This is a genomic window from Mizugakiibacter sp. (assembly GCF_039680435.1).
Taxonomy (GTDB): Bacteria; Pseudomonadota; Gammaproteobacteria; order Xanthomonadales; family Rhodanobacteraceae; genus Mizugakiibacter.
On the sequence record NZ_JBDKSX010000028.1, the window covers coordinates 1 to 20,766 of the forward strand.

Annotated in this window: 19 protein-coding genes; 15 read left to right on the forward strand and 4 right to left on the reverse strand. The window is 72.3% G+C overall.

Translation table 11 applies throughout. The features are described from left to right. Positions 1–1,313 (forward strand): LTA synthase family protein (locus tag ABFC67_RS02905; protein WP_346736541.1); only part of this gene is annotated, 1,313 nt, incomplete at its 5' end. A 256-nt stretch (positions 1,314–1,569) separates the two neighbouring features. On the opposite strand, the gene groL is transcribed toward ABFC67_RS02905, so the two are convergent. Both groL and groES read right to left on the reverse strand, forming a co-directional pair. Further along, the gene (gene groL, locus ABFC67_RS02910) at positions 1,570–3,204 is read right to left on the reverse strand and encodes a chaperonin GroEL (RefSeq protein WP_346736542.1); all 1,635 of its coding nucleotides are present in this window, start codon (positions 3,202–3,204) and stop codon (positions 1,570–1,572) included. A gap of 68 nt (positions 3,205–3,272) precedes the next feature. Then, positions 3,273–3,563 carry a co-chaperone GroES gene (groES, locus tag ABFC67_RS02915; RefSeq protein ID WP_346736543.1) on the reverse strand — a complete coding sequence of 97 codons (291 nt, stop codon included), beginning with the start codon at positions 3,561–3,563 and terminating at the stop codon, positions 3,273–3,275. Positions 3,564–3,801: 238 nt separating this feature from the next. Here groES and cutA point away from each other — a divergent pair, with 238 nt between their 5' ends. The 10 genes from cutA (at position 3,802) to purH (ending at position 13,612) form a co-directional block, all read left to right on the forward strand. Beyond that, on the forward strand, positions 3,802–4,122 hold the full coding sequence (cutA, locus tag ABFC67_RS02920; RefSeq protein ID WP_346736544.1) for a divalent-cation tolerance protein CutA: 321 nt from the start codon (positions 3,802–3,804) through the stop codon (positions 4,120–4,122). A gap of 51 nt (positions 4,123–4,173) precedes the next feature. Beyond that, the gene (dsbD, locus tag ABFC67_RS02925) at positions 4,174–6,420 is read left to right on the forward strand and encodes a protein-disulfide reductase DsbD (protein ID WP_346736545.1); all 2,247 of its coding nucleotides are present in this window, start codon (positions 4,174–4,176) and stop codon (positions 6,418–6,420) included. A gap of 3 nt (positions 6,421–6,423) precedes the next feature. Continuing rightward, complete coding sequence (locus tag ABFC67_RS02930) at positions 6,424–6,969, forward strand: TlpA disulfide reductase family protein (RefSeq protein ID WP_346736546.1); 546 nt, start codon at positions 6,424–6,426, stop codon at positions 6,967–6,969. Between the two features lie 102 nt (positions 6,970–7,071). Next, positions 7,072–7,521 carry a type II 3-dehydroquinate dehydratase gene (aroQ, locus tag ABFC67_RS02935; protein ID WP_346736547.1) on the forward strand — a complete coding sequence of 150 codons (450 nt, stop codon included), beginning with the start codon at positions 7,072–7,074 and terminating at the stop codon, positions 7,519–7,521. Positions 7,522–7,594: 73 nt separating this feature from the next. After that, on the forward strand, positions 7,595–8,071 hold the full coding sequence (gene accB, locus ABFC67_RS02940; RefSeq protein ID WP_346736548.1) for an acetyl-CoA carboxylase biotin carboxyl carrier protein: 477 nt from the start codon (positions 7,595–7,597) through the stop codon (positions 8,069–8,071). Positions 8,072–8,233: 162 nt separating this feature from the next. Then, a complete protein-coding gene (gene accC, locus ABFC67_RS02945; protein ID WP_346736549.1) occupies positions 8,234–9,601 on the forward strand; it encodes an acetyl-CoA carboxylase biotin carboxylase subunit in 1,368 nt (455 codons plus the stop codon). An 87-nt stretch (positions 9,602–9,688) separates the two neighbouring features. Further along, positions 9,689–10,579, forward strand: a complete 891-nt coding sequence (prmA, locus tag ABFC67_RS02950) for a 50S ribosomal protein L11 methyltransferase (RefSeq protein ID WP_346736550.1) — start codon at positions 9,689–9,691, stop codon at positions 10,577–10,579. A 156-nt stretch (positions 10,580–10,735) separates the two neighbouring features. Beyond that, on the forward strand, positions 10,736–11,521 hold the full coding sequence (locus ABFC67_RS02955; protein WP_346736551.1) for a zinc-ribbon and DUF3426 domain-containing protein: 786 nt from the start codon (positions 10,736–10,738) through the stop codon (positions 11,519–11,521). A 172-nt stretch (positions 11,522–11,693) separates the two neighbouring features. Continuing rightward, positions 11,694–11,975, forward strand: a complete 282-nt coding sequence (locus tag ABFC67_RS02960) for a helix-turn-helix domain-containing protein (protein ID WP_346736552.1) — start codon at positions 11,694–11,696, stop codon at positions 11,973–11,975. 56 nt (positions 11,976–12,031) lie between these two features. Further along, positions 12,032–13,612: a bifunctional phosphoribosylaminoimidazolecarboxamide formyltransferase/IMP cyclohydrolase gene (gene purH, locus ABFC67_RS02965; RefSeq protein WP_346736553.1), complete on the forward strand. Its 1,581-nt coding sequence runs from the start codon at positions 12,032–12,034 to the stop codon at positions 13,610–13,612. Between the two features lie 97 nt (positions 13,613–13,709). Here purH and ABFC67_RS02970 read toward each other — a convergent pair whose 3' ends face one another. Continuing rightward, positions 13,710–14,180 carry a DUF2782 domain-containing protein gene (locus ABFC67_RS02970; protein ID WP_346736554.1) on the reverse strand — a complete coding sequence of 157 codons (471 nt, stop codon included), beginning with the start codon at positions 14,178–14,180 and terminating at the stop codon, positions 13,710–13,712. Between the two features lie 107 nt (positions 14,181–14,287). Between ABFC67_RS02970 and polA the strand changes: the two genes are divergently transcribed. The 4 genes from polA (at position 14,288) to ABFC67_RS02990 (ending at position 19,284) form a co-directional block, all read left to right on the forward strand. After that, the gene (gene polA / locus ABFC67_RS02975; RefSeq protein ID WP_346736555.1) at positions 14,288–17,026 is read left to right on the forward strand and encodes a DNA polymerase I; all 2,739 of its coding nucleotides are present in this window, start codon (positions 14,288–14,290) and stop codon (positions 17,024–17,026) included. Between the two features lie 301 nt (positions 17,027–17,327). After that, entirely contained in the window at positions 17,328–17,912 is a 585-nt protein-coding gene (locus ABFC67_RS02980) for an RDD family protein (RefSeq protein WP_346736556.1), read from the forward strand. 36 nt (positions 17,913–17,948) lie between these two features. Beyond that, positions 17,949–19,055: a saccharopine dehydrogenase NADP-binding domain-containing protein gene (locus ABFC67_RS02985; protein WP_346736557.1), complete on the forward strand. Its 1,107-nt coding sequence runs from the start codon at positions 17,949–17,951 to the stop codon at positions 19,053–19,055. 10 nt (positions 19,056–19,065) lie between these two features. Beyond that, positions 19,066–19,284 carry a hypothetical protein gene (locus ABFC67_RS02990; RefSeq protein ID WP_346736558.1) on the forward strand — a complete coding sequence of 73 codons (219 nt, stop codon included), beginning with the start codon at positions 19,066–19,068 and terminating at the stop codon, positions 19,282–19,284. A gap of 4 nt (positions 19,285–19,288) precedes the next feature. Here ABFC67_RS02990 and ABFC67_RS02995 read toward each other — a convergent pair whose 3' ends face one another. Next, positions 19,289–20,734, reverse strand: a complete 1,446-nt coding sequence (locus tag ABFC67_RS02995) for a hypothetical protein (RefSeq protein WP_346736559.1) — start codon at positions 20,732–20,734, stop codon at positions 19,289–19,291. Positions 20,735–20,766 lie beyond the last annotated feature (32 nt).

Sequence of the window (20,766 nt, forward strand, 5' to 3'; positions counted from 1 at the left end):
TGACCGCCGACCACGCCGGCCTGGTCAGCACGCTGGCGATGTACCGCCTGGAATATGCCGGCCGCCACCTGCCGGCCGACCCGGCGGCGGCGCAGGCGCTGATCGCCGCGCAGGCGCCCGCGCTGCAGGCGCAGATGGCCGACGCACCGCAGCAGGCCCTGCCCGACATCGTGGTCGTGCAGAGCGAATCCTTCTTCGACCCCGGCCGCCTGCGCGGCTACGACAGTGCAGCGCTGCTGCCGAACCTGGCCCGCCTGGCCGGCACCGGCGCCGGCGGCGAACTGCACGTGCCCACCTTCGGCGGCGGCACCATCCGCACCGAGTTCGAGGTGCTCACCGGCCTGTCGCTGCGCTACCTGCCGGACGTGCAGTTCCCGTACCTGCAGATCCACGCCAGGGCCATCCCCGGCCTGGTGCGCGTGCTGCGCGCGCACGGCTACAGCACGGCCGCCGTACACCCCAACGATGCGGGCTTCTGGAACCGCGACGCCGCGTTCAAGGCGCTCGGCTTCGAGCGCTTCCTCGCCCTGCCGGCGTTTCCGCGCGACGCGCCGCGCGACGGCCGCTACGTCGCCGACCGCGCATTGACCGACGCGGTGCTGGCGCAGCTCGCCGACGACGGCCCGCCGCAGTTCCTGTTCGCGATCAGCATGGAGGCGCACGGCCCCTACGACGACAGCCCCGGCATCGACGCCGCCGCGCGCGACGCGATCCCGGTGCCGGCGGGCGTGGAGGGCGGCGCGAAGCGCGAGCTGCAGAACTACCTCTACCACCTGCGCCACGCCGACGCCGAACTGGGCCGGCTGGCCGCGGCGCTGGCGCAGCGTCCGCGGCCGACGCTGCTGCTGTTCTACGGCGACCACCTGCCCGCGCTGGTCGACGCCTATCGCGCGGTCGGCTTCGTCGACGGCGGCGACATGCTGCGCGAGACGGTGCCGTGGCTGCTGCTCGATCCGCATCACCCGGACCGCGCCGCGCCGCGCAGCGACCTCGCCGCGTGGATGCTGCCGGGCCTGCTGCTGGAACGCGCCGGCATCCGCGACGACGCCTACTTCGCACTGACGCAGACCCTGCCGCCGCAGCTCGCCGCGCTGACCCATGCGCCCGACGCGACGCCATTCGCGCAGGGCGCCGAGGGCGATTTCGACCGCGCCATGGCCAGCGTGGTGTCGCTGCGCCTGCGCGGCCGCCTCGATTCACTGCTGCCGCAGGCGCCCACCGGGGGCGCACTTGCGCAGGCGTCGGCCGCCGCGCCGGAGGCCGAGCCGCCGGCCGAGCCCGAACCCCGCCATGACGGCGGGCGCCGCGGCTGATCTTCGCCCGGACGCCATCGTACCGACAAAGCCGCTGCCGGCGGTGCCCGGCCACGGCGCGTCGCAGGGTAACGCGCCGTTCGTCACCGCTCGCGTCCCGTTACGGTCGAGCGACGTGAACCGCAATTCCAAACGAAAAGGCCCCGCATCGCTGCGGGGCCTTTGAGGTTCCGTTCGGGGCGGCGGAGGCCAGGGATTGGCCTCCGCCTGGACGCAGCCCGGACCGAGGCCCGGGCCCATCGAGCAGGAGGCCCGATCAGAAGTCCATGTCGCCCATGCCGCCCGGGGCGCCGTGGGCGTGCTTCTCTTCCTTCTTCGGCAGCTCGGCCACCATCGCTTCGGTGGTGACCATCAGGCCGGCGATGGACGCGGCGTTCTGCAGCGCGGTGCGGGTGACCTTGGTCGGGTCGAGGATGCCCATCTCGACCATGTCGCCGAACTGGCCGCTGGCCGCGTTGTAGCCGAAGTTGCCCTTGCCCTCGGCGACCTTGTTCAGCACCACCGACGGCTCCTCGCCGGCGTTGGTGACGATCTCGCGCAGCGGCGCTTCCATGGCGCGCTGGGCGATGGCGATGCCGTGGTTCTGGTCCTCGTTGGCGCCCTTCAGGCCCTTGCTCGCGGTCAGCGCACGGATCAGGGCGACGCCGCCGCCCGGCACCACGCCTTCCTCGACCGCCGCACGGGTGGCGTGCAGGGCGTCCTCGACGCGCGCCTTCTTCTCCTTCATCTCGACCTCGGTCGCGGCGCCGACCTTGATCACCGCCACGCCGCCGGCCAGCTTGGCCACGCGCTCCTGCAGCTTCTCGCGGTCGTAGTCGGAGCTGGTCTCCTCGATCTGCGCCTTGATCTGCTTGATGCGCGCCTCGATCGCCTTGGTCTCGCCGGCGCCGTCGATGAGGGTGCTGTTTTCCTTGGAGACGATCACCTTCTTGGCGCGGCCGAGATCCTTCACCGTCGCCTTCTCGAGCTGCAGGCCGACTTCCTCGGAGATCACCTGGCCGCCGGTCAGGATCGCCATGTCCTCCAGCATCGCCTTGCGGCGGTCGCCGAAGCCCGGCGCCTTCACCGCGCACACCTTGACGATGCCGCGGATGGTGTTGACCACCAGCGTCGCCAGCGCCTCGCCCTCGACCTCTTCCGCCACGATCAGCAGCGGCTTGCCGGCCTTGGCCACGGCCTCGAGCACCGGCAGCAGCTCGCGCACGTTGGAGATCTTCTTGTCGTGCAGCAGGATGTACGGGTCTTCCAGCTCGGCCTGCATCGACTGCTGGTTGTTGATGAAGTACGGCGACAGGTAGCCGCGGTCGAACTGCATGCCCTCGACGACGTCGAGCTCGTTCTCCAGGCCCGAGCCGTCCTCGACGGTGATCACGCCTTCCTTGCCGACCTTGTCCATCGCCTGCGCGATCAGCTTGCCGATCACCTCGTCGCCGTTGGCGGAGATGGTGCCGACCTGGGCGATCGACTTGGAATCGGACGACGGCTTGCTGAGCTTCTTCAGCTCGTCGATCGCCGCGGTCACGGCCTTGTCGATGCCGCGCTTGAGGTCCATCGGGTTCATGCCGGCGGCGACCGCCTTCATGCCCTCGCGGATGAACGCCTGCGCCAGCACGGTGGCGGTGGTGGTGCCGTCACCGGCGTTGTCGGAGGTCTTGGAGGCGACTTCCTTGACCATCTGCGCGCCCATGTTCTCGAACTTGTCGGCCAGCTCGATCTCCTTGGCGACGGACACGCCGTCCTTGGTGATCGTCGGCGCGCCGAAGCTCTTCTCGAGCACGACGTTGCGGCCCTTCGGGCCCAGCGTGACCTTGACCGCGTTGGCCAGGATGTTCACGCCCTTGACCATGCGGACGCGGGCGTCTTCGGAGAAACGGACTTCTTTGGCTGCCATGGAACGTATCCTCGAAACGAAATCGTGGGTGTGGGAGTGATCGCCGCGCGTGGCGCAGCGGCGGGCGCTCAGCCCTCGATCACCGCCATGATGTCTTCCTCGCGCATCACGAGGAGCTCTTCGCCGTCGACCTTGACCTCGGTGCCGGAGTACTTGCCGAACAGCACCTTGTCACCCTTCTTCACGGCGATCGGACGCACCTTGCCGTCCTCGAGGATCTTGCCGTCGCCGGCGGCGACGACTTCACCGCGGACCGGCTTCTCGGTTGCGCTGTCGGGAATCACGATGCCTCCCGCGGACATGCGCTCCTCTTCCATGCGCTTGATGATCACGCGATCGTGCAGCGGACGCAGTTTCATAATGACTCCACCAAGTAGCTGTTGAGAAAGGGGGTTCCCGTTGTTGGCACTCACGGGACACGAGTGCTAATTGTAGCCGGGGCGCGGCGCTTGACAAGCGCCACCGCCCCGCGGGACAGGTGGGGACCGCACCGCGGCTTTCAAGGGAACCCGGGCCGGCGCGCGCGTGGCGGGGCCGGGCCGGCGCATTCCGGGTCGCGCGGGCGCGGCGCGCGCGCTGTGCTAGGCTCGCGGGCCGATGAGCGCCCTGGTCGTCTTCTGCACCTGCCCCGACGCCGCCAGCGCCGAGCACATCGCGCGCCGCCTGGTGGACGAACGGCTGGCCGCCTGCGTCAACCGCGTGCCCGGCCTGCGTTCGGTGTACCGCTGGCGGGGCGAGGTGCGCGACGACGCCGAGGAGCTGCTGGTGATCAAGACGCAGCGGGCGCGGCTGGAGGCGCTGACCGCGCGCATCCTCGAGCTGCACCCGTATGAGCTGCCCGAGGTGATCGCGCTGGACGTGACCGCGGGCCACGCGCCCTACCTCGCCTGGCTGGCGCGGGAGAGCGCGGCGCCGTAAGCGCGGCGCCGCCGGTCCGGTCCCGCTGCGGTACCGATGGATGGAGTTGCCATGACCTTCGCCCGCCTGGGCCGTGCGGCCCTCGCCCTGCTGTGCATCGCGCTCGCCGCGCCCGCGTTCGCGCAGGACGACGGCCTGCTCGCGGTCACCGACGCCTTCCGCCTGACCGCGTCGGTCGAGGCGCCGGGCCGCGTGCATCTGCACTGGAAGATCGCCGAGCACTACTACCTCTACCGCGGCCGCATCCATGCGAAGACCGCGACGCCGGGCGTCGCGCTGGGCGAGCTCGCGCTGCCCGACGGCCTGAAGAAGCACGACGAATTCCTCGGCGACGTCGAGGTCTACCACGACCGCATCGACGCCACGCTGCCGTACACGACGGATGCCGCCGCGCCGGCAACGCTGGAACTGGCGGTGCAGTTCCAGGGCTGCCACGAGGTCGATCCCAAGATCTGCTACCCGCCGTACACGCAGAAGCTCAGCCTGGCGCTGCCCGCGGCCGTCCCCGCGCCGGCCGGCGGCCTCGCCGACGCGCTGGGCAAGCTGGGCGGCGCCGCGTCGCGCGCGGGCCGCGCCGACCTGCCGCTGCCGCCCGAGCGGGCGTTCGTCTTCGACGCCATCGCCGCCGCGCCCGACCAGCTGCTGCTGCGCTGGCGCATGCCCAAGGGCTATTACCTCTATCGCGACAGGACCACGCTGCGCCTGGTCGATGCCGGCGACGTCGCGCCCGGCGCGCCGCAGTGGCCGGCGGCGACGATGCACGCCGACCCGCAGTTCGGCACGGTCGCGGTGTACTTCGACGAGGTCGACCTGCCGGTGCCGCTGACGCGCACCGCCGGCGCCGCGCGCCGCCTGGTCCTGGAAGCGCGCTTCCAGGGCTGCCAGGATGGCGGCATCTGTTATCCGCCGATGACGCGCACGGCGACGCTGCAGCTGCCGGCGACCGCGACCGCATCCGCGGCACCGGCCGATGCCGGCGCCGCGTCGGCCGGCGGCCAGTCCGAGGAGCAGCAGCTCGCCGGCGCGCTGCAGCGGCACGGCCGCTGGCTCGCCCTGCTCAGCTTCTTCGGCTTCGGCCTGCTGCTGGCGTTCACGCCCTGCGTGTTGCCGATGGTCCCGATCCTGTCCGGGCTGATCGCCGGCGCCGGCGCGCAGCTTTCCACCGCGCGCGCGTTCGCGCTGTCGCTGGTGTACGTGCTGGCCTCCAGCGTGGTGTTCACCGCCGCCGGCGTGATCGCCGGCCTGGCCGGCGCCAACCTGCAGGCGACGTTCCAGCAGCCGTGGATCCTGTGGAGCTTCGCCGCGCTGTTCGTGCTGCTGGCGCTCAGCATGTTCGGCTTCTACGAGCTGCAGTTGCCGGCGTCGTGGCAGGCGAAGCTGGCGGCGGCCAGCAACCGCCAGCGCGGCGGCTCGCTGGCCGGCGTCGCCGTGATGGGCGTGCTGTCGGCGCTGATCGTCGGCCCCTGCGTCGCGCCGCCGCTGGCCGCCGCCGTGCTGTACATCGGCCAGACCCGCGACCCGCTGTTCGGCGGGCTGGCGCTGTTCCTGCTCAGCCTCGGCATGGGCGCGCCGCTGCTTGCGTTCGGCACCGCGGCCGGCCGCCTGCTGCCGCGCAGCGGCGCGTGGATGGAGACGGTCAAGGCGGCGTTCGGCGTGGCCTTCCTCGGCCTCGCCATCTGGATGCTGGCGCGCATCCTCGATCCGCTCTGGATCATGCTGATGACGGGCGCGCTGCTCACCGCCTGCGCGGTCTACCTCGGCGCGCTGGAGCGCCTGCCCGAGGGCGCCTCCGGCTGGAAGAAGCTGTGGAAGGCGCTCGGCCTGCTGCTGCTGATCGCCGGCGCGGCCGAGCTGGTCGGCGCCGCCGCCGGCGGCCGCGACCTGCTGCAGCCGTTGCGCGGCATCGCCGGCGGCGCGCAGCAGGAAGCCGGGCTGGCGTTCCGCACGGTCAAGGGCGTGGACGGCCTCGACCGCGCGCTGGCCGAAGCCGCCGCGCAAGGCCAGCCGGTGATGCTCGACTTCTATGCGGACTGGTGCGTGAGCTGCAAGGAAATGGAGAGGTTCGTCTACACCCGGCCGGAGGTGCACCAGGCGCTGTCCGGCTACGTGCTGCTGAAGGCCGACGTCACCGCCAACGACGCCGCCGACCAGGCGCTGCTCAGGCGCTACGGCCTGTTCGGCCCGCCGGCGACGCTGTTCTTCGGCAAGGACGGGCAGGAGCGCCGCGCGCTGCGCCTGATCGGCTACGAGAACGCCGCGCGGTTCGTCGCGCGCGCGCATGACGCGGCGGGGGCCTGAGCGATGCGCGACCGCGGCAGCCTCTGGATCCTCGTCTTCGCGCTGGCGGCCGGCGTCGCCGGCATGCTGGCCGGGCGCTGGTGGCAGACCCGCCAGCCGCCGGCGCCGCCCGGCGTGACCGTGCTGGCGCCCGGCGACCTGCGCGCCGACCTCGCCCTGCCCGACGCCGACGGCAACCTGCACCGCCTGTCCGCCTGGGACGGCAAGCTGGTCCTGCTGAACTTCTGGGCGACCTGGTGCGGCCCCTGCCGCGAGGAGATGCCCGCGCTGGACGCTGCCCAGCAGCGGTTCGGCGGCCACGGCCTGCAGGTGGTCGGCATCGCGCTGGATGCGCCGGGCGCGGTGAGCGACTACCTGCGCGAAGTGCCGGTGCGCTACCCGATCCTGGTCGGGCTGGGCCACGTGCCGGAACCCTCGATGCTGTTCGGCGACACCCGTGGCGCGCTGCCGTACAGCGTGCTGATCGGCCGCGACGGCCGTATCCTCAAGTCCAAGCTGGGCGGCTTCGACAGCGCCGAGCTGGCCGAGTGGATCCAGGCGTCGCTGTAATCGCGTCAAACATCGCCGAACTACGCCGATCTGGACAAGATCGGCCGGCTCGCGCAGACTTCGCCCCTTAGCCGTCCGATCGGGGCGGCCCGGGGGCTGCGCTTGGCCAAGATCCTCGTCCTGCACGGACCGAACCTGAACCTGCTCGGCACGCGCGAGCCGGAGGTGTACGGCCGCGCGTCCCTGGCCGAGATCGACGCCGACCTCGCCCGCCGCGCCGAACGCGCCGGCCACGCGCTCAGCGCGTTCCAGTCGAACGCCGAGCACGCGCTGATCGAGCGCGTGCAGGCGGCACGCGACGACGGCACCGCGTTCATCCTGATCAACCCCGCCGCCTACACCCACACCAGCATCGCGCTGCGCGACGCGCTGGCGGCGGTGGCGATCCCGTTCATCGAGGTGCACCTGAGCAACGTGCACGCGCGCGAGCCGTTCCGTCGCCACTCGTATTTCTCCGACCTCGCGGTCGGCGTGATCGCCGGCTTCGGCGCCGACAGCTACCGGCTGGCGCTGGAGGCCGCGCTGGCGCGGCTCGGCGCCGCGCCCGGCTGAGCCCGCACCGCATCCCAACCCGCCCTTTTCCGCCCGCGGAAAGCGGAATCGAATCCGAAGAAGGCACTCGCTCATGGACCTGCGCAAGATCAAGAAGCTGATCGACCTGCTCGAGGAATCCAACCTCGCCGAGCTGGAAATCAAGGAAGGCGAGGAAGTGGTGCGCCTGTCGCGGGTGCCGAAGGGAGCCGCCGCGATGGCCGCGCCCGCGCCGATGCTGCCGCCGGCGCAGGTCGCCGCCGCGCCGGCCCCGGCCGCCGCGCGCGACGATGCGTCGTCCGCCGCACCGGCCGCCGCCGGCAGGCAGATCCCCGAAGGCCACGTGGTGCGCGCGCCGATGGTCGGCACCTTCTACGCCGCCGCCACCCCCGGCGGCCTGCCGTTCGTCAAGGTCGGCCAGCAGGTCAAGGCCGGCGAGACGCTCGGCATCATCGAGGCGATGAAGATGTTCAACCAGATCGAAGCCGACGTCGACGGCACCGTGGTGGCGGTGCTCGCCGAAAACGGCCAGCCGGTCGAGTTCGACGAGCCGCTGTTCGTGATCGGCTGATGATGCGCGGGACTCGGGACTCGGGACTCGGGACTCGGGCTGACGTCCGGTGCCGGCGCCACGCTCTCGCGAGCGGCCGCCTGATCGCACCGTGGCGCACCCGGCCCCGGCGGCCGATGCCCGACGAGTCCCGAGTCCCGAGTCCCGAGTCCCGGAATTCCCATGCTCGATAAAGTCGTCATCGCCAACCGCGGCGAAATCGCGCTGCGCGTGCTGCGCGCCTGCCACACGCTCGGCATCCGCACCGTCGCCGTGCATTCCACCGTCGACCGCAACCTCAAGCACGTCGCCATGGCCGACGAGGCCGTGTGCATCGGGCCGGCGCCGGCCGCGGAGAGCTACCTCAACATCCCGCGCATCATCGCCGCCGCCGAAGTCACCGACGCGCAGGCGATCCATCCGGGCTACGGCTTCCTGTCCGAGCGCGCCGACTTCGCCGAGCAGGTGGAGAAGTCCGGCTTCATCTTCATCGGCCCGACCGCCGAGGTGATCCGCCTGATGGGCGACAAGGTCGAGGCGATCAAGGCGATGAAGGCGGCCGGCGTGCCCTGCGTGCCCGGCTCCGACGGCCCGCTGCCGGACGACCCCGCCGAGTGCGTGAAGATCGCGCGCCGCATCGGCTACCCGGTGATCATCAAGGCCGCCGGCGGCGGCGGCGGCCGCGGCATGCGCGTGGTGCACACCGAGGCGCACGTCGCCAACGCGGTGGTGATGACGCGCCAGGAAGCCAAGGCCGCGTTCGGCAACGACCAGGTGTACATGGAGAAATTCCTCGAGCACCCGCGCCACGTCGAGATCCAGGTGCTCGCCGACGGCCAGGGCAACGCGATCCACCTCGGCGAGCGCGACTGCTCGATGCAGCGTCGCCACCAGAAGGTGGTCGAGGAGGCGCCGGCGCCCGGCATCACGCCCGAGCAGCGCGCCGCGATCGGCAAGGTCTGCGTCGAGGCCTGCCTGCGCATCGGCTACCGCGGCGCCGGCACGTTCGAGTTCCTGTACGAGGACGGGCGCTTCTACTTCATCGAGATGAACACGCGCATCCAGGTCGAGCACCCGGTCACCGAGTTCATCACCGGCGTGGACCTGGTGCGCGAGCAGTTGCTGATTGCCGCCGGCGAGAAGCTGTCGATCCGGCAGAGCGACATCGAGATCGACGGCCACGCCATCGAGTGCCGCATCAACGCCGAGGACCCGGACACCTTCATGCCCTGCCCGGGCCTGGTCAAGCTGTTCCACGCGCCGGGCGGCCCCGGCGTGCGCGTCGACACGCACCTGTATTCCGGCTACCGCATCCCGCCCAACTACGACTCGATGATCGGCAAGCTGATCGTGCACGGCCGCGACCGCGCCACCGCGATCGCGCGCATGCAGCTCGCGCTGGCCGAGATGGTCGTCGAGGGCATCAAGTCGAACCTGCCGCTGCAGCAGCGCATCCTCGCCGACAGCGGCTTCCAGCAAGGCGGCATGAACATCCACTATCTGGAAAAGCGCATCGCCGAACAGCGCGAGAAGGCGATTGGCTTGGGCTGAAGGCAGGAGCCGAAGGCGGGAGCGACTTGGCGAGGCATGGATGCCGAGCCTGGTCGCCGGGTCCGGTGTGCTCACCACCTCATAATCATGCCCTTCCTCGAACTCTCCCTCGTCACCCGCGCCGACCGCCAACCCCGCGCCGAGAGCGCGCTGGAGGACCTCGGCGCGCAGGCGGTGACGCTGCTGGACGCCGAGGACCATCCGATCCTCGAACCCGCGCCCGGCGAAACGCCGCTGTGGCCGCTGATCCGCCTGCAGGCGCTGTTCGACGCCGGCGCCGACCGTCGCGGCCTCGCGCTGGCGCTGTGCGAGCTGCTGCCCGATCTCGCGCCCGACGGCATCGAGTTCCGCGAGGTCGCCGACCAGGACTGGGAACGCGCCTGGATGGACCAGTTCCGGCCGATGCGCTTCGGCCGGCGGCTGTGGATCTACCCGTGGAACGTGGAGCCGCCCGCCGACGCCGGCGATGCCGTGATCGTGCGCCTCGACCCCGGCCTCGCCTTCGGCACCGGCACGCACCCGACCACGGCGCTGTGCCTGGCGTGGCTGGACGGCGCCGATCTGGCCGGCAAGACCGTGCTCGACTACGGCTGCGGCTCCGGCGTGCTGGCGATCGCCGCGCTGAAGCTGGGCGCGGCGCGCGCGATCGGCGTCGACAACGATCCGCAGGCGCTGACCGCCAGCCGCGACAACGCCGAACGCAACGGCGTCGCCGCGCGCCTCGAGCTGCGCCTGCCGGACGCCCACGACGACGCGCCCGCCGACGTGCTGGTGGCGAACATCCTCGCCGGCCCGCTGGCCGAGCTGGCGCCGCGCTTCGCCGCGTGCGCGAAAGCGGGCGCGCCGATCGCGCTGTCCGGCATCCTGCGCGGCCAGGAGGATGAGCTGCTGGCGCGCTACGCCGAGTGGTTCGAGGATCTCGAAATCACCACGCGCGAGGACTGGGTGCGCATCGCCGGCACACGCAAATGCGACTGAACGCGTAGCGTGCGCACAGCGCACGCTACGCGCCCATTCGCCTCACCCTCTCCCGCCCCGTCCCTCCGGGTCGCCTGCACGCAGGCTCCTGCCGCGCCACCGCCCGGTAAACGCGCGCTCCCTTCTCCCGTCTGCCGTCTCCCGTAAACTGTCGCCATGTACACCCAGTGCCCCGAATGCCTCACCGTATTCGCGCTGGACGCCGCCTCGGTCGCGCAGGCGCGCGGCAGCGTGCGTTGCGGGCACTGCAGCGCGGTGTTCGACGCAATCGCCACGCTCACCGAGGCGTTGCCGCCGGAACCGTTCGACAGCCTGCCCGCGCACACCCCCAGCCCGGCGCCGCCGCAACTGGTGGAACCGGTGTACCGGCCGCAGGCGCCGCAACAGGGCCTGTTCGCGCCGGTCGATCCGCTGCACGGCGGACACGCGCCGGCGGCGCCGGCGTTCGCCCGGCGCCACGGCGTCGCCCACGGCGGCCATCCCGGCCGCTGGGCGGCCGGCTGCGCGCTGCTGGCGCTGGCGCTGGGCGCGCAGCTGGCCTGGGCGCAACGCGATGCGCTGATCGCCAGCGACGCGCTGCGCCCGTGGCTGGCGCGCGCCTGCCGGCCGCTCGCCTGCACGCTGCCGCCGGTCAAGGACGTGCACCAGCTCAGCCTGATCTCGCGCGACATCCGCCCGCACCCGTCGGTGCCCGGCGCGCTGATCATCAGCGCCACGCTGCGCAACGACGCCGACTTCACCCAGCCGTATCCGGTGCTCGGCATCACCCTCTCCGACCTCGACGAGAACCGCGTGGCGATGCGCCGCTTCCTGCCCGCCGAGTACGTGCGCGACCCGAGGCTGCGCGCGGCCGGACTCGCGCCGGGCGCCGAGGCGGCGCTGGTGTTCGAGGTGGAAGATCCCGGCAAGAACGCCGTCGCCTTCGAGTTCAACTTCGAATAGTCGCGCCAAGTCCGCGCCGCGCCTGCTGCACGAACGACGCTTCGGCGGGGGCTTACACAAGCGCCGACGGCGGCGCTACACTCGCCCTCCTCGTACACCAACGAACGACGGGGGCTCGCCTTGGCGACCACCCCGCGCAGAGTCATCGCCACGCCATGGGGGGAGTGCTGCCGTGAACGCCGTCAGTCCGCTGCGCGCCGACACCCAGGGCGACGCGACGCTGGAGCCTGCGCTGCGCGATTGCGTCACCCGCGCGGTGCGGCGTTACCTGGCCGACCTCGATGGCACCGTCTGCAGCGAAGGCCTGTTCGCGCTGGTGATGCGCGAGGTCGAGGCGCCGCTGCTGACCGAGGTGCTGGCCTGGCACGGCGGCAACCAGAGCCGCGCCGCGGCCGCGCTCGGCATCAACCGCGCCACCCTGCGCAAGAAGCTCGCCCAGCACCGCCTCGGCTGAGGGCGCCGCGCGGCCGCTATAATCGCGGACTCTTTGTTTACCGCAGCGGCCCCGCCATGTTCGATGCCACCCTGGTTCCCGTCCGTCGCGCGCTGCTCAGCGTCTCCGACAAGGCCGGCCTGGCCGATCTCGGCCGCGGCCTGGACGCGCTCGGCGTCGAGCTGATCTCCACCGGCGGCAGCGCCAAGGCGCTGCGCGAGGCCGGCGTGCCGGTGCGCGAGGTCAGCGAGATCACCGGCTTCCCCGAGATCATGGACGGCCGCGTCAAGACGCTGCATCCGAAGGTGCACGGCGGCCTGCTCGGCCGGCGCGGCACCGACGATGCGGTGATGCGCGAGCACGGCATCGAGCCGATCGACCTGCTGGTGGTGAACCTGTACCCGTTCGCGGCGACCGTGGCGCGTCCCGACTGCACGCTGGACGAGGCGATCGAGAACATCGACATCGGCGGCCCGGCGATGCTGCGCGCCGCCGCCAAGAACCACGAACACGTCGCGGTCGTCACCGATCCCGCCGACTACGCCGGCCTGATCGAGGCGCTGCGCGCCGACGGCGGCACGCGCCTCGGGCTGCGCCGCCGCCTCGCCGCCAAGGCCTACGCGCACACCGCGCGCTACGACGGCGCCATCGCCGACTGGCTGGGCGCGCGCGCCGACGACAGCGAGCGCAGCACGTTCGGTCCGACCCTGCACCTCGCGCTGCAGCGCGCACACACGCTGCGCTACGGCGAGAATCCGCACCAGGGCGCCGCGCTCTATCTCGAAGCCGAGCCGCCGCGCGGCGTGGTCGCCAGCGCGCAGGTGCTGGCCGGCAAGGAACTCAGCTACAACAACTACGCCGACGCCGACGCCGCGCTGGAATGCGTCAAGGCGTTCGGCAAGGCGCCCGCCTGCGTGATCGTCAAGCACGCCAACCCGTGCGGCGTCGCGCTGGGCGCAACCGCGCTGGAGGCCTACGACCGCGCCTACGCCTGCGACCCGACCTCGGCGTTCGGCGGCATCATCGCCTTCAACCACCCGCTGGACGCGGGCACCGCGGAGGCGATCCTGAAGCGCCAGTTCGTCGAGGTGGTGATCGCGCCCGAAGTCGGCGACGCGGCGCTGGCCGCGTTCGCGAAGAAACCCAACGTGCGCGTGCTGGCCAGCGGCGCCTGGTCGGAAACGCACGCGCCGGCGCGCGACTTCAAGCGCATCGCCGGCGGCCTGCTGGTGCAGGACGCCGACCGCGACACCCTGCTGATCGACGACCTCAAGGTGGTCAGCAAGCGCGTGCCCGACGCCGACGAGCTGCGCGACCTGCTGTTCGCCTGGCACGTGGCGATGTACGTGAAGTCGAACGCGATCGTGTACGCGAAGGACGGCCGCACCGTCGGCATCGGCGCCGGGCAGATGAGCCGCGTGGTCAGCGCGAAGATCGCCGGTCTGAAGGCGCACGATGCCGGCCTCGAGGTGCGCGGCAGCGTGATGGCGTCGGACGCGTTCTTCCCGTTCCGCGACGGCATCGACGCCGCCGCCGCGGCCGGCATCCGCGCGGTGATCCAGCCGGGCGGCTCGATGCGCGACGCCGAGGTGATCGCCGCCGCCGACGAGCACGACATGGCGATGGTGTTCACCGGCGTGCGCCACTTCCGGCACTGATCCGGGACTCGGGAAGAGCGTGATGCTTCGAGCTCCCGCTCGCCCAAGCCCCGCTTGGGCGAGCGGGTTCGGGTGAGGGGCGCCCGATCCGCAACGCTCAGCCGCCGCCGCTGTCCTGCTGTTGCTGCTCGGCGGTCTTCGCCGGCTTGCCCCACTGGTAGATCGTGTAGTACACGGGCGACACCGGGCCCTGCTTGGGATCGGGCGTCAGCTTGCCGTCGCCGCGCGTGTCCATGAAGGTCTGCGGCACGCCGTGCTTGGGAATGATGCGGACCATGTAGATGCGCCCGCCGCTGCGGTATTCCTCGACGGTGTCGCCGTTGTCCTGCTGGCGCACCGTGACGGTGGGCGGCGGCGCGCCGCGCGCGTCGCGCGCTTCGCCCGGCGCCGGTTTCGGCTGCGCGGGCGCGGCGACCGTGGCCGGCGCGACGGGTTTCACGCCGGGCTCGTCCATGCCCGGCGGCGGCGGTACCGGCGCGGGCGGCGGCGGCGCGGAGGACTGCGCGTGCAGCGACGCGGCGGACGCCAGCGCCAGTGCGCCGACGAGCAACAGGGGCATGCGTTTCATGACGACCTCCGAAGGGACGCTCCGAGCTTCCCCCGCGCGATCAGCATAGCAGTTCCGCCACGGCGCCCGCGCCGCGCGTTTCCGGAGCGCATGCGACAATCCGGCGCATGCCTACCCTGATCCTGATCGACGGCTCGAGCTATCTCTACCGCGCCTTCCACGCGCTGCCGCCGCTGTCCAACGCCGCCGGCGAGCCCACCGGCGCGCTGTTTGGCGTGGTCAACATGCTGCGTGCAACGCTGAAGGCGCAGCCGGACTATGCCGCCTTCGTCACCGACGCGCCCGGCCCGACCTTCCGCGACGAACTCTATCCGCAGTACAAGGCCAACCGCGCGCCGATGCCGGACGACCTGCGCGCGCAGATCGAGCCGATGCATGCGATCGTCGAGGCGCTCGGCTTCCCGATCCTGCGCGTGCCCGGCGTCGAGGCCGACGACGTGATCGGCACGCTGGCGACGCAGGCCGCCGCCGCCGGCATCGAGGTGATCGTCTCCACCGGCGACAAGGATTTCGCGCAACTGGTCGGCCCGCACATCCGCCTGGTCAACACCATGACCAACACCACGCTGGACGAAGCCGGCGTGGCGGAGAAGTTCGGCGTGCCGCCGGCGCGCATCGTCGACCTGCTGGCGCTGATGGGCGACAGCGTCGACAACATCCCCGGCGTCGAGAAGTGCGGGCCGAAAACCGCGGCGAAATGGCTGGAACAGTACGACTCGCTGGACGGCGTGATGGCGCACGCCGACGCAATCGGCGGCAAGGTCGGCGAGAACCTGCGCCGCGCGCTGGACCACCTGCCGCTGTCGCGGCAGCTGGCGACGATCAAGACCGACGTCGCGCTCGACCGCGCGCCGGCCGATCTCGTCCTGCGCGCGCGCGACGCGGAAAGGCTGCGCACGCTGTACACCCGCTACGGCTTCAGCACCGCGCTGAAGGAGCTGGAGGGCGCCGCGGTCGCCAACGGCACCGAGGCCGGCGCGGCGACGCTGCGCGAGGCCGCGCACGCCTCCGAGGATGCGCCCCATCCCAGCCTCGGCGGCCCCGGCCGCTACGAGCTGGTGACCACGCAGGCGCAGCTCGACGCCTGGCTCGAACGGTTGCGCGCGGCGGCGCTGGTCAGCTTCGACACCGAGACCACCTCGCTGGACGCGATGCGCGCCGAGGTGGTCGGGCTGTCGTTCGCGATCGAGGCCGCGCACGCCGCCTATGTGCCGTTGGCGCACGACTATCCGGGTGCGCCGGCGCAACTCGACCGCGCCGCGGTGCTGGCCGCGCTGAAGCCGCTGCTGGAGGATCCTGCGAAACCGAAGCTCGGCCAGCACGCCAAGTACGACATCAACGTGCTCGCCAAGTACGGCATCGAGGTGCGCGGGCTGGCCTACGACACCATGCTCGAGTCCTACGTGTGGAACGCCACCGCCACGCGCCACGACATGGACTCGCTGGCCAAGCGCTATCTCGGCGTCGACACCATCCACTACGAGGACGTCGCCGGCCGCGGCGCCAGGCAGATCCCGTTCAGCCAGGTCGACCTCGACACCGCCTGCCGCTACGCCGCCGAGGACGCCGACATCACGCTGCGCCTGCACCTGGCGCTGTGGCCGAAGCTGGAAGCGGCGCCGAAGCTGCGCGACGTGTTCGAGCACATCGAGCTGCCGCTGGTGCCGGTGCTGGCGCGCATGGAGCAGCGCGGCGTGCTGATCGACGTGCCCGAGCTGAAGCGCCAGAGCATGGACCTGGCCAAGCGCCAGCACGCCGCGCAGCGGCGCGCCTACGAGGTGGCCGGGCGCGAGTTCAGCCTGGACTCGCCCAAGCAGTTGCAGGCGATCCTGTTCGACGAGCTGAAGCTGCCGGCGGCGGTGAAGACGCCGACCGGCCAGCCGTCCACCAACGAGGAGGCGCTGGAGGCGATCGCCGACCAGCACGAGCTGCCGCGCCTGATCCTCGAATACCGCGGCCTGGCCAAGCTGCGCTCGACCTACACCGAGAAGCTGCCGGAGATGGTCAACCCGCGCACCGGCCGCGTGCACACCAGCTACCACCAGGCGGTGGCGGCGACCGGGCGCCTGAGTTCGTCCGACCCCAACCTGCAGAACATCCCGATCCGCACCGAGGACGGCCGCCGCATCCGCCGCGCCTTCATCGCGCCGGAAGGCTGGCGGGTCCTCGCCGCCGACTACTCGCAGATCGAGCTGCGCATCATGGCGCACCTGTCCGGCGACGCCGGCCTGCTGGCCGCCTTCCACGGCAACCAGGACGTGCACCGCGCCACCGCGGCGGAAGTGTTCGGCCTGCCGCCGGACCGGGTCGACCCCAACCAGCGCCGCGCCGCCAAGGCGATCAACTTCGGCCTGATGTACGGCATGAGCGCGTTCGGCCTGGCGCGCCAGCTCGGCATCGGCCGCACCGAGGCGCAGGACTACATCGCCCGCTACTTCGCCCGCTATCCCGGCGTGAAGGCGTTCATGGACGCCACCCGCGAACGCGCCGCGCGCGACGGCTACGTCGAGACCGTGTTCGGCCGCCGCCTGTACCTGGAGGACATCCGCGCGCGCAACCAGGCGCGCCGTGCCGGCGCCGAGCGCGCGGCGATCAACGCGCCGATGCAGGGCACCGCCGCGGACATCATCAAGCGCGCGATGATCGCCGTGGACGGCTTCCTCGCCGACCGCGACGACGCACGCATGCTGATGCAGGTGCACGACGAGCTGGTGTTCGAGGTGCGCGCCGACGCGGTGGAGGCGATCACCGGGGCGGTGCGCGCGCGCATGGCCGGCGCGGCCGCACTCGACGTGCCGCTGCTGGTCGATATCGGCAGCGGCGCCAACTGGGACGAGGCGCACTGAGGCGAAGACGGCGCACGCGCCGCCGCCCGGCGCCGGGATCGCTAAGTTTTCGTCAAATGAACGCCGACTAAACCGTTTCCGGCGACGCATTTGAACTTCGCGCCCGCGTCCGCATCTAAGCTCGCGGGTGCACGCAACGGCGCCCGGCTCACTCACCTCCCTGAGTGAACCACGGGAGTCGGATCCCTCCCCAGGTCCGGCTCCACCCAGGCCCCGAGGGCTCCCCCCTAGCCCTCGGGGCATTCTTTTTCTGCGGCGCGTTTTTTCAGGCACACTCGGGCGGTCCGCCGAGGAGCGCCGCATGTCCGACGACGCCACCACCGCCGCGCCGGCCGAGGCCGGCTACGAAAGCGACGCCGCACATCCGTGGCGGCGCTGGTTCGCGCGCCAGATCGACTTCACCCTGATCGGCCTGGCGTGGACCTGGGCGCTGGGTCCGCCGGCCGCCGTCACCGGCGGCCTCGGGCAGAGCTTCACCGAAACCACGCTGCAGGGCATCGCGTTCACCGCGGTCGGCTGCGCGCTGGTCGCGGCCTCGCTGGCGCGCTGGGGCACCACGCCGGGCAAGCGCCTGCTCGGCGTCGAGCTGCGCGGCGCCGGCGGCGCGCGCCTCGACGCGAAGGGCGCGCTGCGGCGCGAGCTGCACGTGTTCGCGCGCGCGCTGTGCGCCGGCATCCCGATCGCCACCCTGGTCACGCAGGCGATGGCCTACGCGCAGGTGAAGGCGCAGGGCCGCACCGTCTACGACACGAGCCTCGGCAGCGAGGTGCGCTTCCGCCGCCGCGACGCCGGCCAGTGGGCCCTGGCGATCGCGGTGATGCTCGCGCTGGCGTGCGTGGAAATGCTGCTGCTCCTGCGCGCGGTCGGCACCGCCCTGCTCGACTAGCCGCCGACCGCGGCGACGCTCTCCAAGGAGGCCCGCATGTCGCGCTTCATGATCTACGGCGCCAACGGCTACACCGGCCGGCTGATCGCGCACGCCGCCGTCGCGCGCGGTCTGAAGCCGCTGCTGGCCGGGCGCAATCGCGAGGCGCTGGACGCGCTGGCCGCCGAACTCGGCCTGCATCGCCGCCTGTTCGCGCTGCTGGGCGCGCGGTCGGTCGAGGGCAGCCTGGACGACGTCGAGCTGGTGCTGAACTGCGCCGGCCCGTTCTCCGCGACCTGCAGGCCGCTGCTGGAAGCCTGTCTCGCGCGCGGCGTGCACTACCTCGACATCAGCGGCGAGATCGACGCGTTCGCGCACTGCCACGCGCGGCACGAGCGCGCGCGCGAGCGCGGCGTGGTGGTCGCGCCCGGGGTCGGCTTCGACGTGGTGCCGACCGACTCGCTGGCGGCGATGCTGAAGCGCCGCCTGCCGCGCGCCGACGAGCTGGTGCTGGCCTTCGAGGCCGGCGGCGGTCCCAGCCCCGGCACCGCGCGCACCGCGATCGAAGGCCTGTGCGCCGGCGGCCGCATCCGCCTGCGCGGCGAGCTGAAGGAGGTGCCGCTGGCGTGGAAGGTGCGCAGCTTCGTGCGCGACGGCCAGCCGCGCAGCGCGGTGACGATCCCGTGGGGCGACGTCTACACGGCGTACGTCTCCACCGGCATCCCCAACGTCGAAACCTACATGGCGCTGCCGCCGGCGACGATCCGGCAGATGCGCTGGCTGCGCTGGGCGCGGCCGCTGCTGCGGCTGAAGCCGGTGGAGGCGTTCGCCAAGCGGCGTGCGGGCGCGACGCGCGGCCCGTCCGCCGAGCGCCGCGCGCGCAGCGGCTGCTACGTGTGGGGCGAGGCGCGCGCCGCCGACGGCAGCGAGGCGAAGCTGGCGCTGCGCACGCCCAACGGCTACGCGCTCACCGTCGACGCCGCGCTGGGCATCGTCGCGCACGTGCTGGACGCGCATCCCGCCGGCGGCTACTACACGCCCTCGCAACTGATGGGCGCGGACTGGGTGCTGTCGCTGCCCGGCGTGCAGCTGGTCGACGACGCGCGCGCCGCGCCGGTTCCCGAGCCGCGACCGCTCGCGTACCATCGGCCGCACGACGAGTGAGGAGCGTGCGATGCGCATCGCGATGTTCGTGATCGGCCTGGCGCTGGCGCTGGGCGGCATCTGGGTGCTGGCCGGCAAGGGCACCTACAAGGACACCGAGACCGCGGCCAAGCTCGGCGGCCTCGAGATCAAGACCACCACCGAGAAGCCGGTCCCCGCGCCGGTCGGCTACGGCCTGATCGCGGTCGGCGGCGTACTGCTGCTGGCCGGCGCGCTGAAGAAAAACTGAGCGCTCAGCGCGCGACGGCCGCCGCGCCCGCCGTCCGCGACGGCGCCATGATCGCATCGCGCAGCGCCGCGGCATCCACGTCGCCGCCGATGTGCAGCGCGCCGTCCGCCTGCGCGCGCAGGCCGAGCGCCGCGTAGGTCGGCGCGAGATCGGGAAACGCCGTCGCGTTGGCGAACGCGCGATAGCGCCGCGCGAAGCTGTCGCCGCCGGTCAGCGCGTCCAGCTTGGCGACGAACGCCGCGGGCGTCCACGCGCGGTGACTGGGCAGGCAGCAGTCGCGGAAGCGCGCCAGCGCCACGTCCACGCTCAAGCGGCCGCCGCTGGCGCGGCGCAGCGCCGCGTCGGCCTGCAGCCAGTACGCGGTGCCGGCCCAGTACACGCGCATGAACGCGCGCAGATCCATCATCCGCTCCGACACCGCGTCCAGCGTCATGCCCGGATGCGCGTCGGCGCGGCCGCGCGCGAAGCCGGCGTCGAGCCGGCCCCAGGCGTCGTCCGCGCCGATCAGGCCGGCGCGCGCGCGCAGCACTTCCTGGTAGTACGTCGCCAGCCCCTCGGCGAGCCAGCGGCCGTCGTCGCCGAGGTAGGGATGGAACAGGTGCGACAGCTCGTGCACGGCGATCCAGTCGTCGGCGAACGCTTCGGGCGGCGCGGCCGGATCGACCCGCAGGATCAGCGCGTGGCCCTGCCCGCGCGTCGATTCGCCGAACACCACCGCGTCGCCGCCATGCCGGCGCGACACCGGCACCACCAGCACCTGCACATCGGGAATCGGCAGGCGGCCGTAGCCGTCCAGCACCGCCTGGCTGACGCGCGCCAGCCATGCGCGCAGCGCCGCGCGCTGCGCGGCGTCGGCGCCGTCCATGATGGCGATGCGCAGCGTGCCGCCCGGCAGCGCCAGCGGCATCTCGACGAAGCGCCCGACCGCCACCGTCGCCGCCCAGTCCAGCGGCGTCAGCGCGATGCGGTAGCAGCGCGCGCCGGCGTCCGCGGGCAGCGGTTGCCACGGCGCCGACAGCGCGTAGCCGGCGGGCAGCGCGACTTCGGCGTCGGCGCGGCCCGCATCGGCCGGCTGCAGCAGCCACAGCGTCGGCGAAGTCAGCAGGTCGTCGCCACGGCGCCAGCCGACGTCGGGGCGCTGCGCGGCGGCGATGCGGCCAAGGTCGGCGCGATAGCGCAGGCATTCGCCGGCGCGCCAATCGCGGGCGACCCATGCGCCGCCCGCACGCACCACCGGCGCGCCGCTGTCGCGCACGAGCCCGCTCACGTAGCGCGGCGCATCGTCGTCGGCGATCAGGCGCAGTTCGGCCTGCGCGGCGTCGCTGCACAGCGCCACCGCCATCGACGCGTCCGCGGCGTCGTAGCGCAGGCGGTAATGCACGGCGGCGTTCGCCACGGCGAGCGGCAACAGTGCAAACGGCAGAAGCCAGGCGCGCATGCGCATCAGCATGAGGGATCGCGCGACGGCCGCCAAGATTCCGC